Here is a 15,948-nt window from a genome sequence, read left to right as displayed (position 1 = left end):
CATGACGCCCAGTCCGGCACCTCGCCCACCCATCGACCTCGACCGGCTGGTGGCGCCCGCGGGCTGGCGGGTGGAGCTCGTCGAGTCGGCGCCCTCCACCAACGCCGCGGTCGCCGAGCGCGCCCGCTCGGGCGAGGAGCCCGGTCTCGTCCTGGTCACCGAGCACCAGACCGCGGGGCGCGGTCGGCTCGACCGGGCGTGGGAGACGCCGGCCCGCTCGTCGCTGACGTTCTCGGTGCTGCTGCGCCCCGACGTGCCCGCGGCGTCGTGGCCGTGGCTGCCGCTGCTGACGGGGTACGCCGTCCAGGCCGCGCTCGGCGACCGGCTGCCCGACGTCGCCCTCAAGTGGCCCAACGACGTCCTCGTCGACGACGGCTCGGGCACCGGACGCAAGGTCTGCGGGATCCTCGTCGAGCGGGTCGAGACCCCCGACGGTCCCGTGGCAGTCGTCGGCATCGGCATCAACGTCGACCAGACGCTCGACGAGCTCCCCGTCGCGCTCGCCACGTCGGTCTCGCTGGAGACCGGGGAGCCCGTCGAGCGCACCGGCCTCCTCGGCCAGGTGCTCGGCTCGCTGCACGGGCTCATGGGTCTGCTCGACGACGTCGAGTCGCTGCGCCGGGCGTACGCCGACGTGTGCGTGACGCTCGGCCGCACCGTCGACGTCCACCTGCCCGGCGGCGACGTACGCCGCGGCGAGGCCCTCGACATCGACGCGACCGGGGCCCTGGTCGTCGGCACCGACGACGGCACGTTCACCGTGGCGGCCGGCGACGTCGTGCACGTCCGGCCCGCCTAGCAGCCCGCAGCACCGGGTGACATGATCGGCGCGTGGCGTTCCCGAGCAGGCTCCTCAACCCCGGTGAGCGCGTCGTCGTGTCCACCCGGTCGCACCCCAAGGCGCTGATCGGCCCCGTCCTGGTGCTGGTGCTGCTCGTCGCTGTCGTGGTGGCGCTCAGCACGCTCACCGACTCCACCCTGGCCGGCGGCGTCGCGGGAGCCGTGGCCGCCCTGGTGGCCCTCTGGTTCGTGGTGCGGCCCGTGGTGGCGTGGCTGACGACGACCTACACCTTCACCAACCGCCGCTTCATCAAGCGCTCCGGCTTCATCGCCAAGGAGGGCCGCACGATCCCGCTCAACCGGATCAGCGGTGTCGACTTCGAGATCGGCGTGGTCGACCGGGTCTTCGGCTGCGGCACGCTGGTCGTCTCCGACGCCAGCACCGACGGCAGCGTGCTGCTCCACGACATCCCCGACGTCGAGAAGGTCCAGCTGCAGGTCTCCGACGAGCTCCACCGCCTCTCGAGCGGCGACCACCGCGACGATGGCTCCTGACCGCAAGCGCCGCGGCGGCCTCCCCGACACCGGCCCGCAGGGGGCGCCGGGGGAGCAGCTCGACCACGCGATCCTGCGCAGTGAGCCGGCCTACAACGCCCTCGAGGTCTCGGCCGAGACCGGCGTCACGATCGAGCAGACCCGCCGCCTCTGGCGGGCGCTGGGCTTCCCGGAGTTCAGCGGCGAGAAGGCCTACACGGCCGCCGACATCGAGGCCGTCTCGACGCTCATGGGCTTCGTCGACTCCGGCGCCGTGGACTTCGACATGGCCGTCAACCTCACCCGCGGCGTCGGCCAGACCATGGCCCGGCTCGCCGACTGGGAGGTCTCCACGCTGGTCAGCCGGGTCGAGGAGATGGAGGCGGGCGAGGAGGCCACCGGCTCGCGCATCGGGTCGGCGCTGCGGCTGATCGACGAGGTCAACCCGCCCTTCGAGCGGCTCCTCGTCTACGCCTGGCGCCGCCACCTCGCGGCAGCAGTGGGGCGGATCGAGGCGATGGGCGCCAACGACGAGGACCTCCACACGATCGACGTCAGCGTCGGGTTCGCTGACCTGGTCTCCTTCACCGCGCTGTCCAACACGCTCGACCGCGACGAGATCGGCGACCTCGTCGAGGTCTTCGAGAGCCGGTGCCAGGACGTCGTCGCGCGCTACGGCGGCCGGATCATCAAGAGCCTGGGCGACTCGGTCCTGTTCGTCACCAACACCGCCGAGGAGGCAGTGGGCGTCGCCGAGGGCATCATCAACGTGATCGGCCGGGACCCGAAGATGCCCGACGTCCGCCTCGGTCTGGCCAGCGGTCCGGTCATCCAGCGGCTGGGCGACATCTTCGGCCCGCCGGTCAACATGGCCGCGCGGCTGACGCAGGTCGCCCGCCGCAACCGGCTCATCGTGGACCAGAACACCGCCGACCTGCTCCCCGACGAGGAGTGGGAGGACCGGCGGCTCCCGGCCCGCCCGGTGCGCGGCTTCGGCCTCGTGGAGCCGGTCGCCGTACGCCGCCGCTGACGCGCCGCGACGATCGCGCGAGGTGGTCTGGACCAGTCGTCCACAATTCACCCATAAGGACCACCTCGTGGACGAGCGGTCCCTAGTTTCAGCCGCGTGTTGGCTGTGCAGGACGTACGACTCGACCCCACCTCGCGACAGGTGTGGCGTGGCGACCGTGAGATCAGGCTCTCCCGCAAGGAGTTCCAGCTCCTGCACGCCCTGATGGCGCGACCGGGCGACATCGTCACCCGCGGCGAGCTGATGGCCGACGTGTGGCAGACGTCGTTCTACACGAACTCCAAGACCATCGACGTGCACCTCGGCTGGCTGCGCCGCAAGCTCGGCGACGACCCGCGCAACCCCACGCTGATCACCACCCACCGCGGTCGCGGCCTGCGCTTCGAGCCGGCCGCGGACACGGTCGCCAGCTGAGCAGCCGACCTCCGTCGGGTCCCGGAGGCGAGACCGCGCCCGGGACCGCAGGGCGCGTCAACTAGGCTCCCGTCGTGTCCTCGACCGGCTCGCACCGCGCTCCCACGCTCGCCGTCATCGGGGGCGGCCAGCTGGCCCGGATGATGGCGCAGCCCGCCATCGCGCTCGGCCTCCCGCTGCGCCTGCTCGCCGAGGCCGAAGGCGTCTCAGCCGCGCAGGTCATCCCCGACCACATGGTCGGCGACTACACCGACCTGCCGACGCTCCAGAAGGTCACCGGCGGAGCGGCCGTGGTCACCTTCGACCACGAGCACGTCCCGACGGCCCACCTGCACGCCCTCGCCGACGACGGCGTCGCCGTGCGCCCCGGCCCGGAGGCGCTCGTCCACGCCCAGGACAAGGCGGTGATGCGGCGCCGGCTCGCCGAGCTCGACGTGCCGTGCCCGCGCAACGCGGTCGTCACCTCGACCGCCGACGTGGAGGCCTTCGGCCTGCCGTGCGTGCTCAAGACCACCCGCGGCGGCTACGACGGCAAGGGCGTCTGGGTCGTGCGTGCGCTCGACGAGGCCCAGGTCGCCTTCGACGCCGCCGCGGCCGCCGGGGTCGAGGTGCTGGCCGAGGAGCTCGTCGACTTCCGGCGGGAGCTGTCCGCCCTCGTCGCCCGCTCGCCCAGCGGGCAGGCAGCGGCGTACCCCGTCGTCGCCTCCACCCAGCTCGACGGCATCTGCCACGAGGTGATCGCCCCCGCGCCGGACCTCGCGCCCGCCCTGGCCGGTCAGGCGCAGGAGATCGCCCTGCGGATCGCCGGTGCGCTCGACGTCACCGGCATCCTCGCCGTCGAGCTCTTCGAGACGACCGACGGCCGGATCCTGGTCAACGAGCTGGCGATGCGCCCCCACAACACCGGCCACTGGAGCCAGGACGGCGCCGTGACGTCCCAGTTCGAGAATCACCTCCGCGCCGTCATGGACCTCCCGCTGGGTTCGCCGGCCCCACGCGTGCGCTGGACCGTGATGGTCAACATCCTCGGCGGACCCACCGACAGCGGCCGGCTCTACGACGGCCTGCCGCACGCGATGGCGCGCGACCCGCGGCTGCGGGTGCACTTCTACGGCAAGGACCTGCGTCCCGGGCGCAAGGTCGGCCACGTCAACGCCTACGGCGACGACCTCGACGACTGCCTCGAGCGGGCGCGGCACGCCGCTGCCTGGTTCCGCGGCGACCTGGGCAACGAGAGCGGGTGAGCGATGAGTGAGGACGTGACCGCCGCCGTGAAGGTCGGCATCGTGATGGGCTCGGACTCCGACTGGCCGGTCATGCAGGCCGCCGGCGAGATCCTCACCGAGCTCGGGGTCGCGTGGGAGGCCGACGTGGTCTCCGCGCACCGGATGCCCACCGAGATGATCGAGTGGGGCCGCCAGGCCCACACCCGCGGGCTGTCGGTCGTCATCGCCGGCGCCGGGGGAGCGGCCCACCTGCCGGGCATGCTCGCCTCGGTCACCCCGCTGCCGGTCATCGGGGTGCCGGTGCCGCTGAAGTACCTCGACGGCATGGACTCGCTGCTGTCGATCGTGCAGATGCCGGGCGGCATCCCCGTCGCCACGGTCGCGATCGGCAATGCCAAGAACGCCGGCATCCTCGCCGCGCGCATCCTCGCCACCAGCGACCCCGTCCTGCAGCAGCGCCTCGTCGACTACCAGGCGGAGCTCGCCGAGACCGCCCACGCGAAGGGCGACGTCGTCCGCCGTGCCGCCGCCGGCGACACCCGCCGCGTCGGCTTCTGAGCGCTACTCGGTGACCCGGCCGCGCAGCGACTTGGTCTGACCCCGCTCCTTCTTCGCCTTCAGCCGGCGCTCCTTCGCGCCGCGGCTGGGGCGCGTCGGCCGGCGCGGCGGCGGGGGCGGTGCCAGCGCCTGGCGCAGGAGGTCGGCGAGACGCTCGCGCGCGGCGACTCGGTTGCGGTGCTGGGAGCGGTGCTCGGACGCCGCGATCGAGACGGTGCCCGACGGCCACGTGCGAAGGGCCCGCGCCCGCTGGGTGTCGCTGAGGGCGGTCGAGGACGCGACGTCGTACTCCAGCTCCACCCGCGAGTCGGTGGTGTTCACCGACTGACCTCCCGGACCGGGCGACTTCGAGAAGCGCTCGACCAGCTCCGCGGCAGGCACGACCAGGCCCTCGGGCAGGCCCGGACCGGCGGGGACGTGGAGGTCGCGCATCCCCCCATTGTGGACGGATGCCGGTGCCACGTGACGGCGAGTGTCTAGGGTCGTCGCCATGACGACTCGCTGGGGAATCGCCGCGACCGGTGGGATGGCCGCCGCCTTCGCCTCCGACCTGGCGGTGACCGACGGCGCGGAGATCGCGTTCGTCGGCAGCCGCTCACCGGAGTCGGGCCGGTCCTTCGCCGAGCGCTTCGGCGCGCCTGCGTCCGGCAGCTATCGCGACCTGGTCGAGGCAGGCCGGCGCGGGGACGTCGACGTCGTCTACCTCGCGACCCCGCACCCGCAGCACCACGACCTCGCGCTCGCCGCCATCGAGGCCGGCACCCCGCTGCTGGTCGAGAAGGCGTTCACCGCCACGCTCGCCGGGGCCGAGGAGGTGGTCGGCGCCGCCCGCGCCGCCGAGGTGTTCTGCATGGAGGCGATGTGGACCCGCTTCCAGCCGGCCGTCGCCCACGTCCGCGAGCTCGTCGCCGCCGGCGACATCGGGGAGGTGCTGCTGGTCCAGGCCGACTTCGGGGCGCAGCGTGACTTCGACCCGACCAGCCGGCTCTTCGACCTCGCGCTCGGCGGCGGCTCGATCCTCGACCTCGGGGTCTACCCGGTCTCGCTTGCCCAGCACCTCCTCGGACGCCCCGACCGCGTCACCACGACCGGCACGACCTACCCCAACGGCGCCGACCGGTCGGCGGCCATCCAGCTGTCGTACGACGACGGGCGGGCCGCGTCGCTGACCTGCTCGCTCGCCAGCCAGACGCCGGGCCGGGCGATCATCGTGGGCACCGAGGGCTCCATCGAGGTGGTCCCGCCGTTCTACCACCCCAGCGCGCTCGTCGTACGGCGCAACGGGGCGGAGCTCACGGAGGTCGAGCGCCTGCCCACCGGCCGCGGCTACGTCCACCAGGCGGAGGAGGTGCAGCGCTGCCTCGCGGCCGGGCTCACCGAGAGCCCGCTCATGCCGCTGCAGGACACCCTCGACGTGATGTGGGTGCTCGAGGAGGCCCTCGGGCAGCTCGGCATCACGATGGCCGAGGCGTCCATCGAGCTGTAGCAGCGACGGCGGCCGTCAGCGGCCGCGCTTGCGCCACTCGATCGCGGGGCAGGTGTCCATCACCATCGGCACGCCGGCGGCGGTCGTCCGCTCGAAGGCGTCGACGTCGACCACCCCGAGCTGGAACCACACGCCCTTCGCGCCGACGGCGACCGCCTGGTCGGCGAACTCGCCCGCTGCCTCGGAGCGGCGGAAGACGTCGACGACGTCGATCGGCACCGGCACGTCGGCGAGCGTGGCGTAGCCCTGCTCGCCGAGCACGGCTGGCGCGCCGGGGTCGGCGAAGACCGGGTGCACCGGGACGATGCGCTTGCCGCGCTCCTGCAGCAGTGCGGCGATGGAGTACGCCGTCCGGCCGGGGTCGCCGGAGAGGCCGACGACCGCCCACGTCTGCGCCTCGTCGAGCATGTGGTCGACGGTCGCGGGGTCCTGCCAGTCACTGCTCACCGAGCGCTGCGAAGTGGTCATGGCCACACGGTAGACCGCTGCCCCAGAAAGCATGGACGTCCTACAATTCGGAGTCATGAGCGAGTTTCCCCTCTACGCCCTCTCCGAGGAGCACCAGGCCATCCGCGAGGCCGTCCGGGCCGTCGCCGACGCCAAGATCGCGCCCCACGCCGCCGAGGTCGACGAGGAGGCCCGCTACCCGCACGAGGCGGCTGCGGCGCTGCTCGCCTCCGACTTCCACGCCCCCCACGTGCCCGAGCAGTACGGCGGCGCCGGCGCCGACGCGCTCGCGACCGTTCTGGTCATCGAGGAGGTCGCCCGGGCGTGCGTGTCGTCCTCGCTGATCCCGGCGGTCAACAAGCTCGGGTCGCTCCCGGTGCAGATCGCCGGCTCCGAGGAGCTGAAGGAGAAGTACCTCGGTGCGCTCGCGCGCGGCGAGGGCGGCTTCTCCTACTGCCTCTCCGAGCCCGACGCCGGCTCCGACGCCGGCGGCATGAAGACCCGGGCCGTGCGCGACGGCGACGAGTGGGTGCTCGACGGCGTCAAGCGCTGGATCACCAACGCCGGTGAGTCGGAGTTCTACACGGTCATGGCCGTCACCGACCCCGAGAAGAAGACCCGTGGCGGCATCTCGGCGTTCGTCGTGGAGAAGTCCGACGAGGGCGTCACCTTCGGTGCGCCGGAGAAGAAGCTGGGCATCAAGGGCAGCCCCACCCGCGAGGTCTACCTCGACAAGGTCCGCATCCCCGCATCGCGGATGATCGGCGAGGAGGGCACCGGGTTCACGACCGCGATGAAGACACTCGACCACACCCGGGTCACCATCGCCGCCCAGGCCGTCGGCGTCGCGCAGGGGGCGCTCGACTACGCGCTCGACTACGCCAAGGAGCGCCAGCAGTTCGGCAAGGCGATCGCCGACTTCCAGGGCCTGCAGTTCATGCTCGCGGACATGGGCATGAAGGTCGAGGCGGCCCGCCAGATGACCTACGCCGCCGCCGGCCGCTCCGAGCGCGGCGACGACGACCTCACCTTCTTCGGCGCCGCGGCCAAGTGCTTCGCCTCCGACGTCGCGATGGAGGTCACCGTCAACGCGGTGCAGGTGCTCGGCGGCTACGGCTTCACCCGCGACTACCCGGTCGAGCGGATGATGCGCGACGCCAAGATCACCCAGATCTACGAGGGCACCAACCAGGTCCAGCGGATCGTGATGGCGCGCCAGCTCCTGGCCGGGGTGCAGTCCGAGCTCTGACGCGCTGACGGCGGAGGGACCTCCGGGCCGGGGGCCCGGGACCTTCGGCCCTGCTGGGCGGTCCCGGGCGCAGACCAGCATGTGGGTGGTCGCGAGCACCGAGCTCGCGTCGGCACGATCTCGTGCCCACCCACCGGAGGGACCGCCTGTGCGAACTGCGCAAGACGTCGGAAGTCGTGCCCTCCCACCCCTGCGGGTGGGACGGATTTTGCTCTAGCGTGTCGACATGGTGACGGGGGAGCGGCACTACGTGGATGGTCCCGGGAGCGACGCCCTGCTACGTGCGGGGCGGTTCTTCACCCGGTGGGACGAGACCGACGACGGACGCGCGGTGTTCCGGGAGGGCGGGCGCGCGGGCGACGTCTTCTACCGGGACCGGTGGAGCCACGACAAGGTGGTGCGCTCGACCCACGGGGTGAACTGCACCGGCTCGTGCTCGTGGAAGGTCTACGTCAAGGACGGGATCATCACCTGGGAGAGCCAGCAGACGGACTACCCGTCGGTCGGCCCCGACCGTCCTGAGTACGAGCCCCGCGGATGTCCGCGGGGCGCTGCTTTCTCCTGGTACACCTACTCGCCGACCCGGGTGCGCTACCCCTACGCCCGCGGGGTGCTGGTCGAGATGTTCCGCGAGGCGCGCGAGCGCCTCGGCGACCCGGTGCTGGCGTGGGGAGAGATCGTCGGCGACCCCGAGAAGCGCCGCCGCTACCAGCGTGCCCGCGGCAAGGGCGGCCTGGTGCGGGTCAGCTGGACCGACGCGATCGACATGGTGGCCGCGGCGCACGTGCACACGATCAAGCACCACGGCCCCGACCGCTGCACCGGCTTCTCGCCGATCCCGGCGATGTCGATGGTGTCGCACTGCGTCGGCACGCGCTTCGTCCAGCTCATCGGCGGCGTGATGACGTCGTTCTACGACTGGTACGCCGACCTGCCGGTCGCGAGCCCGCAGGTCTTCGGCGACCAGACCGACGTCCCGGAGTCGGGCGACTGGTGGGACGCGACGTACCTGATGATGTGGGGCTCCAACGTCCCCGTCACCCGCACCCCGGACGCGCACTGGATGGCCGAGGTCCGCTACCGCGGCACCAAGGTGGTCACGGTCAGCCCGGACTACGCCGACAACACCAAGTTCGCCGACGAGTGGATGCCCGCCCAGGCCGGGACCGACGCGGCCCTCGCGATGGCGATGGGACACGTGCTCCTCACGGAGTTCTTCGTGGAGCGGCGCACGCCGTTCTTCGTCGACTACGTGCAGCAGTACACCGACCTGCCCTTCCTGGTCCGGCTCGAGGAGCACGAGCAGGGCGGGCTCGTCCCCGGCAGGTTCCTCACCGCCCGGGACCTCGGCGGGACCACCGACGAGGACCGGTGGAAGACCGTCCTGGTGGACGGGCGGACTGGGGAGCCGGTGGTGCCCAACGGGTCGATGGGCTTCCGCTACGCCGAGTCCGGCGTCGGGCGCTGGAACCTCGACCTCGAGGGCGTCTCACCCGCGCTGACGCTGGCCGGCGAGGGCAGCGATGCGGTCGAGGTGCTGCTGCCGGCCTTCGTCGACGCCGACGGCTCCGGCTCGGTGCTCCGCCGCGGCGTGCCCGCCCGCCGGGTGGGCGGCCACCTCGTGACGACCGTCTTCGACCTGATGCTGGCGCAGTACGGCGTCGCGCGCGACGGGCTGCCGGGGGAGTGGCCGTCCGGCTACGACGACGCGGAGACGCCGTACACGCCGGCCTGGCAGGCCGAGCGGACGAAGGTGCCCGCCGAGCAGTGCATCCGCATCGCCCGCGAGTTCGCCCGCAACGCCGAGGAGTCGGGTGGCCGGTCGATGATCATCATGGGCGCCGGCATCTGCCAGTGGTTCCACGGCGACGCGACCTACCGGGCGATCCTGTCGCTGCTCGTCCTCACCGGCTCGATGGGTCGCAACGGCGGCGGCTGGGCCCACTACGTGGGCCAGGAGAAGTGCCGCCCGATCACCGGGTGGATCTCGCTGGCCAACGGCCTCGACTGGGGCCGCCCGCCGCGGACCATGACCGGTACGTCGTTCTGGTACATGCACACCGGCCAGTGGCGCACCGACGGGTACTCCGCCGACTCGCTGGGCTCGCCGCTGGCCAAGGGCCACCTGAGGGGCATGCACACCGCCGACACGATCGCCGAGTCCGCGGCGCGTGGGTGGATGCCGTTCTACCCGCAGTTCGACCGGAACCCGATGGACGTCGCCGACGCCGCGACCGCGGCGGTGGAGGCGGGCGAGGCCGCCACCCCGGCGGCGTACGTCGCCGACGCGCTGGACCGCGGCGACCTCAGGCCGGCCATCGCGGACATCGACGCGCCGGAGTCGTGGCCGCGCACGCTCGTGCTGTGGCGCTCCAACCTCTTCGGCTCGAGCGCCAAGGGCAACGAGTACTTCCTGAGGAACCTCCTCGGCACCCACTCCAACGTCCTCGGCAGCGAGAACCCGGCGACGCCACGACCGCAGACGGTCGCCTGGCACGAGGACCCGCCCGAGGGGAAGCTCGACCTGCTGGTGAGCGCCGACTTCCGGATGACGTCGACGACGCTGCTCTCCGACGTCGTGCTGCCTGCGGCGACCTGGTACGAGAAGCACGACCTGTCCTCGACCGACATGCACCCGTTCGTGCACGCGTTCAGTCCCGCGATCGACCCGCCGTGGGAGGCACGCACCGACTTCGAGGCGTTCCATGCGCTCGCCCGGCGGCTGTCCGAGCTGGCCGAGGACCACCTCGGCACCCGCAAGGACCTGGTGAGCGTCCCGCTCCAGCACGACACCCCGGGCGAGACACCGCGCGACCCCGACCACACCCGCCCGGTGTTCCAGGTGGTCGAGCGCGACTACACCGCGATCGCCGAGAAGCTCGCCAGCATCGGTCCGCTCGCGGACTCGCTCGGCTTCACGGTCAAGAACGTCACCTACGACGTCGCCGAGCAGGTGGAGGCGCTGGGCCACGGCAACGGCGTCATGTCCCACGGCGCCGGCGCCGGCCGGCCGGCGATCGACACCGACAAGAAGATGGCCGAGGCGATCCTGCGTCTCTCCGGCACGACCAACGGCGCCCTCGCCGTGCAGGGCTTCAGGACGCTCGAGGCGCGGGTCGGGAAGAAGCTGCACGACCTGGCCGAGGGGTCGGAGGAGAAGCGGATCAGCTTCGCCGACACCCAGGCGGCGCCGGTTCCGGTGATCACCTCACCCGAGTGGTCCGGCTCCGAGACCGGCGGGCGTCGCTACGCCCCGTTCACCGTCAACATCGAACGGCTCAAGCCGTTCCACACGCTGACCGGGCGCATGCACTTCTACCTCGACCACGACTGGATGACCGACCTCGGCGAGGCCCTCCCGACCTACCGACCACCGCTCGACATGCAACGCCTCTTCGGCGAGCCGGCGCTGGGCCCGGACGGAGCCCTGCAGGTCACGGTGCGCTACCTGACCCCGCACTCGAAGTGGTCCATCCACTCCGAGTACCAGGACAACCTGTTCATGCTGTCGCTGAGCCGTGGCGGCCCCACGGTCTGGATGAGCCCGCAGGACGCGGGTGCGATCGACGTGCACGACAACGACTGGGTGGAGGCCACCAACGCCAACGGCGTGCTCGTCGCGCGGGCCATCGTCAGCCACCGGATGCCGCAGGGCGTGGTCTACGTCCACCACGCGCAGGAGCGCACCATCGACGTCCCGAAGTCCGAGGCCACCGGCCGTCGCGGCGGCATCCACAACTCCGTCACCCGGCTGCTGGTGAAGCCGACGCACCTCATCGGCGGCTACGCGCAGCTGTCCTACACGTTCAACTACCTCGGCCCCACCGGCAACCAGCGCGACATGGTCTCGACCATCCGCAAGCGGTCCCAGGAGGTGACGTACTGATGCGCGTCATGGCCCAGATGGGCATGGTGATGAACCTCGACAAGTGCATCGGCTGCCAGACCTGCTCGGTGACCTGCAAGCAGGCGTGGACCAACCGCGCCGGCACCGAGTACGTCTGGTTCAACAACGTCGAGACCCGGCCCGGCCAGGGCTACCCGCGCCGCCACGAGGACCAGGAGCAGTGGAAGGGCGGCTGGGAGCTCGACGGCCGCGGCCGCCTCCGGCTGAAGACCGGCGGCCGGTTCAAGCGCCTGCTGTCCATCTTCGCGAGCCCCGTCCAGCCCGAGCTCGACGACTACTACGAGCCGTGGACCTACGACTACAAGACCCTCGTCGAGGCACCGCTGGGTGACGACTTCCCGGTCGCCCGCCCGAAGTCGCTCATCACCGGCGAGGACACGAAGGTCACCTGGTCGGCCAACTGGGACGACAACCTCGCCGGCGCCCCCGAGCTGGCGCACCTCGACCCGATCGTCCAGCGGATCCGCCGGGAGTCCGAGGACAAGATCAAGTTCGAGCTCGAGCAGACCTTCATGTTCTACCTGCCCCGGATCTGTGAGCACTGCCTCAACCCGGCCTGCATGGCGTCGTGCCCGTCCGGCGCGATCTACAAGCGTTCCGAGGACGGCATCGTGCTGGTCGACCAGGACCGCTGCCGCGGCTGGCGCCAGTGCATCACCGGATGCCCGTACAAGAAGATCTACTTCAACCACAAGTCCGGCAAGGCCGAGAAGTGCACGTTCTGCTACCCCCGCGTCGAGGTCGGCATCCCGACCGTGTGCTCGGAGACGTGCGTGGGCCGGCTGCGCTACCTCGGGCTCTTCCTGTACGACGCCGACGCGGTGACCGCGGCTGCGTCGGTGGCCGACGACCGCGACCTCTACGAGGCCCAGATGGACCTCATCCTCGACCCCGAGGACCCAGCCGTCGTCGCCGCCGCCCGGGAGCAGGGCATCCCGGAGGACTGGCTGGACGCTGCACGACGCTCCCCGGTCTACGCGCTGGCCAAGAAGTACCGGGTCGCGCTGCCCCTGCACCCGGAGTACCGCACGATGCCGATGGTCTGGTACGTCCCGCCGCTGTCACCGGTCGTCGACCTGCTCACCGAGCAGGGCCACGACGCGGAGGACAGCGACGTCCTGTTCGGTGCCATCGAGGCGCTGCGGATCCCGGTCGAGTACCTCGCCGAGCTCTTCACCGCCGGGGACACCGACGTCATCGACGGCGTGCTGCGCAAGCTCGCCGCCATGCGCTCCTACATGCGGGGCATCAACCTCGGTCGCGAGCCCGACGCCTCCATCCCCGCCGCAGTGGGGATGAGCGAGGAGTCGCTCTACGAGATGTACCGCCTGATGGCCATCGCCAAGTACGACGAGCGCTACGTCATCCCGAAGGCCCACGTCGAGCAGGCCCACGACCTCGAGGAGATGGGCTGCTCCCTGGACTTCGACGACGGCCCCGGCATGTACGACTCCGGCCCGTTCGGCGAGGCCAGCGGCCGGCCGGTGCCGGTGGCGGTCGAGAACTTCCACGCCCTCAAGCAGCGCCAGACCACCGACGCCCCGGCCGGCGACGAGGAGCTGCGGGGCCGGGTCAACCTGCTCAACTGGGACGGCAACGGCACCCCGTCCGGCCTGTTCCCACCCAGGCGTGAGGACCGGCGCGAGGACGAGCCGCGATGAGGCTCCGACGGGGGAGGACCGACCGGGCGGCCCAGCAGCGGGCGCGCGTCGTACGGCAGGCCGCGTCGTGGTGCCTGTCGTACCCCGACGAGGACCTCGTCGAGCGGGTCCCGGTGCTCAGGACGGCCCTGGCCGAGCACGACGTGACGCACCTCGACGCGCTGCTCGACGAGCTCGAGACGCTCCCGCTCGGGGAGCTGCAGCGCCGCTACGTCGACGTCTTCGACATCTCGCGCCGCCACGCGCTCTACCTGTCGTACTGGACCGACGGCGACACCCGGCGCCGCGGCGAGGTGCTGGGCAGCTTCAAGGCTGCCTACCGGGCCAGCGGGTTCCTCGTCGACACGGCGGGCGAGCTGCCCGACTTCCTGCCGATGGTGCTGGAGTTCGCGGCGGTCGCCGACCCGGAGGCGGGGGAGGCCCTGCTCCGGGACTACCGCCCCAGCCTCGAGCTGCTCCGCATCGGCCTCGAGGAGGAGCCGGACGGGTGGGCCCACGCGTACGCCGCCGTGGTGGCCGCGGTGTGCGCGACCCTGCCGGGCGAGTCGCCCGCCGACCGTGCCGCCGTCCAGGCGATGGTCGGCCCGCCGCCGGTCGAGACGGTCGGCCTCGAGCCCTACCTCGGACAGGACGACCCGCGGCTGCTGCCGCTCTCGGAGATCGGAGGCCGTTGATGGACGTGCTGCTGTGGGGAGTCCTTCCCTACCTCGTCATCGCCACGCTGGTGCTCGGCACGATCTGGCGCTACCGCTACGACAAGTTCGGGTGGACGACCCGCTCCTCCCAGCTCTACGAGTCGCGGCTGCTGCGGATCGGGTCGCCGCTGTTCCACTTCGGCATCCTCGTCGTCCTCGTCGGGCACATCGGCGGCCTGGTGATCCCGGAGTCCTGGACCGAGGCGGTCGGGGTCACTGAGGGCATCTACCATTTCAACGCCCTCCTCCTCGGCGGCGTCGCCGGCTTCTGCACCCTGGCCGGCGTCCTTATCCTGGTCGTCCGACGTCGTCGCACGGGTCCGGTCTTCATGGCGACCACCGTCAACGACAAGGTCATGTACGTCCTGCTGGTCGGGGCCATCACGCTCGGGCTGTGGACCACCCTGGTCGCCGTCGGCGCCGGTCATGAGGCCCACAACTACCGCGAGACCGTGTCGCCGTGGTTCCGCTCCATCTGGGTGCTCCAGCCCGACGTCGACGCCATGGCCGCGGCGCCGATCCAGTTCCACGCCCACGTGCTCGTCGCGATGCTGCTGTTCGCGGCGTGGCCCTTCACCCGGCTCGTGCACGCCTTCACGGCGCCGGTGCACTACTTGTTCCGGCCGTACATCGTCTACCGCAGTCGCGATGCCCGGGTGCCAACACCCACGGGCCGTCCGCGCGCGGGTTGGAGCCCGGTCGGCACCGCCGACCGTGACAGGAGGACGAGATGACACACGCCGCCGGTGTCGTGCAGGACATCGAGCAGGGCCAGGCGAAGAACCTCGCGCTGGCCACCCTCGCCTTCACGATCAGCTTCTGGGCCTGGAACATGATCGCGCCGCTCGGTGTGCGCTACACGGAGGAGCTGGGACTCACCTCCGGCCAGAAGTCGCTGCTCGTCGCGACGCCGGTGCTGGTGGGCTCCCTCGGCCGGATCCTCGCGGGCGCCCTCACCGACCGCTTCGGCGGCCGGCTGATGTTCACCGTGCTGCTCGTCGCGACGGCGCCGTTCGTGCTGCTGGTCGCGTTCGCGGGCGACCAGGAGTCCTACGGCCTGCTGCTGCTCTTCGGCTTCTTCCTGGGCATCGGCGGCACGACGTTCGCGGTCGGCATCCCCTTCGTCAACGCGTGGTTCGGTGCCGACCGGCGCGGTTTCGCCACCGGCGTCTTCGGCGCCGGCATGGGTGGCACGGCGCTGTCGTCGTTCTTCACGCCCCGGTTCGTGAGCTGGTTCGGCTACAACACCACCCACGTGATCATCGCGGTCGCCCTGGTGGTCGTCGCCCTCATCGTGTGGTCGGCGATGCGCGACTCCCCGCAGTGGGCGCCCAACACCGATCCGGTGGTCCCCAAGCTCGTCGCGGCGGCGAAGCTGCCCGTGACGTGGCAGATGTCCTTCCTGTACGCCGTGGCCTTCGGCGGGTTCGTCGCCTTCTCGACCTACCTGCCGACCTACCTCAAGGACGTGTACTCCTTCGACCTCACCCAGGCCGGCACCCGCACCGCCGGGTTCGCCGTCGCCGCCGTGATCGCCAGGCCCGTCGGCGGCATCCTGGCCGACAAGGTCGGTCCTCGCACCGTCGCCATCACCTCCTTCGCGGGCGCGGCCGTGATGGCGATCGTGGTCGCCCTCCAGCCCCCGCCCGAGGTGCCGGCCGGCCTGGCCTTCGTGGTGCTCGCTGCCTTCCTGGGTCTCGGCACGGGCGGGGTGTTCGCCTGGGTCGCCGCGCTCGCCCCGCGCGAACGCGTCGGCAGCGTGTCCGGGCTGGTCGGGGCCGCCGGTGGTCTCGGCGGGTTCTTCCCGCCGCTGGTCATGGGTGCGACGTACGACGAGGCCGACCACAGCTACACGGTCGGGCTGACCCTCCTGTGCGTGACCGCAGTGGTGGCGCTCTTGTTCACCGCGTTCGGCATCCGGAAACGGACGGCCGACTGAGGTCTGGCGTCGGCGTGCGGAC

At 71.6% G+C, this 15,948-nt stretch carries 15 protein-coding genes; 13 read left to right on the top strand and 2 right to left on the bottom strand.

Going from position 1 to position 15,948, the window contains the following annotated elements; genetic code table 11:
- The first annotated feature begins 1 nt into the window (after position 1).
- From AC3A3L_RS02395 to purE, 6 genes are all read left to right on the top strand, one after another.
- Complete coding sequence (locus tag AC3A3L_RS02395) at positions 2-799, top strand: biotin--[acetyl-CoA-carboxylase] ligase (protein WP_487638436.1); 798 nt, start codon at positions 2-4, stop codon at positions 797-799.
- A 32-nt stretch (positions 800-831) separates the two neighbouring features.
- Positions 832-1,335, top strand: a complete 504-nt coding sequence (locus AC3A3L_RS02390) for a PH domain-containing protein (protein WP_487638435.1) — start codon at positions 832-834, stop codon at positions 1,333-1,335.
- Positions 1,325-2,344, top strand: coding sequence for an adenylate/guanylate cyclase domain-containing protein (locus AC3A3L_RS02385; RefSeq protein WP_487638434.1), 1,020 nt, complete (start codon positions 1,325-1,327; stop codon positions 2,342-2,344). Before AC3A3L_RS02390 ends, AC3A3L_RS02385 begins: the two co-directional genes overlap by 11 nt.
- A gap of 96 nt (positions 2,345-2,440) precedes the next feature.
- Positions 2,441-2,758, top strand: a complete 318-nt coding sequence (locus AC3A3L_RS02380) for a winged helix-turn-helix domain-containing protein (RefSeq protein WP_487638433.1) — start codon at positions 2,441-2,443, stop codon at positions 2,756-2,758.
- A gap of 74 nt (positions 2,759-2,832) precedes the next feature.
- Positions 2,833-4,002, top strand: a complete 1,170-nt coding sequence (locus AC3A3L_RS02375; protein WP_487638432.1) for a 5-(carboxyamino)imidazole ribonucleotide synthase — start codon at positions 2,833-2,835, stop codon at positions 4,000-4,002.
- Positions 4,003-4,005: 3 nt separating this feature from the next.
- Positions 4,006-4,542: a 5-(carboxyamino)imidazole ribonucleotide mutase gene (purE, locus tag AC3A3L_RS02370; RefSeq protein ID WP_487638431.1), complete on the top strand. Its 537-nt coding sequence runs from the start codon at positions 4,006-4,008 to the stop codon at positions 4,540-4,542.
- A 3-nt stretch (positions 4,543-4,545) separates the two neighbouring features.
- Here the strand turns inward: purE and arfB are convergent, their stop codons facing one another.
- Positions 4,546-4,974 (bottom strand): alternative ribosome rescue aminoacyl-tRNA hydrolase ArfB, encoded by a 429-nt coding sequence (gene arfB, locus AC3A3L_RS02365; RefSeq protein ID WP_487638430.1) that lies wholly within the window; start codon positions 4,972-4,974, stop codon positions 4,546-4,548.
- A gap of 58 nt (positions 4,975-5,032) precedes the next feature.
- On the opposite strand from arfB, the gene AC3A3L_RS02360 reads away from it, so the two are divergent.
- On the top strand, positions 5,033-6,028 hold the full coding sequence (locus AC3A3L_RS02360; protein ID WP_487638429.1) for a Gfo/Idh/MocA family protein: 996 nt from the start codon (positions 5,033-5,035) through the stop codon (positions 6,026-6,028).
- A 15-nt stretch (positions 6,029-6,043) separates the two neighbouring features.
- On the opposite strand, the gene AC3A3L_RS02355 is transcribed toward AC3A3L_RS02360, so the two are convergent.
- Positions 6,044-6,496, bottom strand: a complete 453-nt coding sequence (locus AC3A3L_RS02355) for a CoA-binding protein (RefSeq protein WP_487638428.1) — start codon at positions 6,494-6,496, stop codon at positions 6,044-6,046.
- A 55-nt stretch (positions 6,497-6,551) separates the two neighbouring features.
- Between AC3A3L_RS02355 and AC3A3L_RS02350 the strand changes: the two genes are divergently transcribed.
- From AC3A3L_RS02350 to AC3A3L_RS02325, 6 genes are all read left to right on the top strand, one after another.
- A complete protein-coding gene (locus AC3A3L_RS02350) occupies positions 6,552-7,724 on the top strand; it encodes an acyl-CoA dehydrogenase family protein (RefSeq protein WP_487638427.1) in 1,173 nt (390 codons plus the stop codon).
- Between the two features lie 226 nt (positions 7,725-7,950).
- Positions 7,951-11,610, top strand: coding sequence for a nitrate reductase subunit alpha (locus AC3A3L_RS02345; protein ID WP_487638426.1), 3,660 nt, complete (start codon positions 7,951-7,953; stop codon positions 11,608-11,610).
- Positions 11,610-13,292, top strand: a complete 1,683-nt coding sequence (narH, locus tag AC3A3L_RS02340) for a nitrate reductase subunit beta (RefSeq protein ID WP_487638425.1) — start codon at positions 11,610-11,612, stop codon at positions 13,290-13,292. Before AC3A3L_RS02345 ends, narH begins: the two co-directional genes overlap by 1 nt.
- Positions 13,289-13,966, top strand: coding sequence for a nitrate reductase molybdenum cofactor assembly chaperone (narJ, locus tag AC3A3L_RS02335; RefSeq protein ID WP_487638424.1), 678 nt, complete (start codon positions 13,289-13,291; stop codon positions 13,964-13,966). Before narH ends, narJ begins: the two co-directional genes overlap by 4 nt.
- Complete coding sequence (narI, locus tag AC3A3L_RS02330; RefSeq protein WP_487638423.1) at positions 13,966-14,721, top strand: respiratory nitrate reductase subunit gamma; 756 nt, start codon at positions 13,966-13,968, stop codon at positions 14,719-14,721. The genes narJ and narI overlap by 1 nt, the downstream gene beginning before the upstream one ends.
- Positions 14,718-15,926, top strand: a complete 1,209-nt coding sequence (locus AC3A3L_RS02325) for an MFS transporter (protein ID WP_487638422.1) — start codon at positions 14,718-14,720, stop codon at positions 15,924-15,926. Before narI ends, AC3A3L_RS02325 begins: the two co-directional genes overlap by 4 nt.
- Positions 15,927-15,948 lie beyond the last annotated feature (22 nt).

The sequence above is a fragment of the Nocardioides sp. Soil_C_8 genome (genome assembly GCF_057656315.1).
This window is presented reverse-complemented; position numbering and strand designations above follow the sequence as displayed.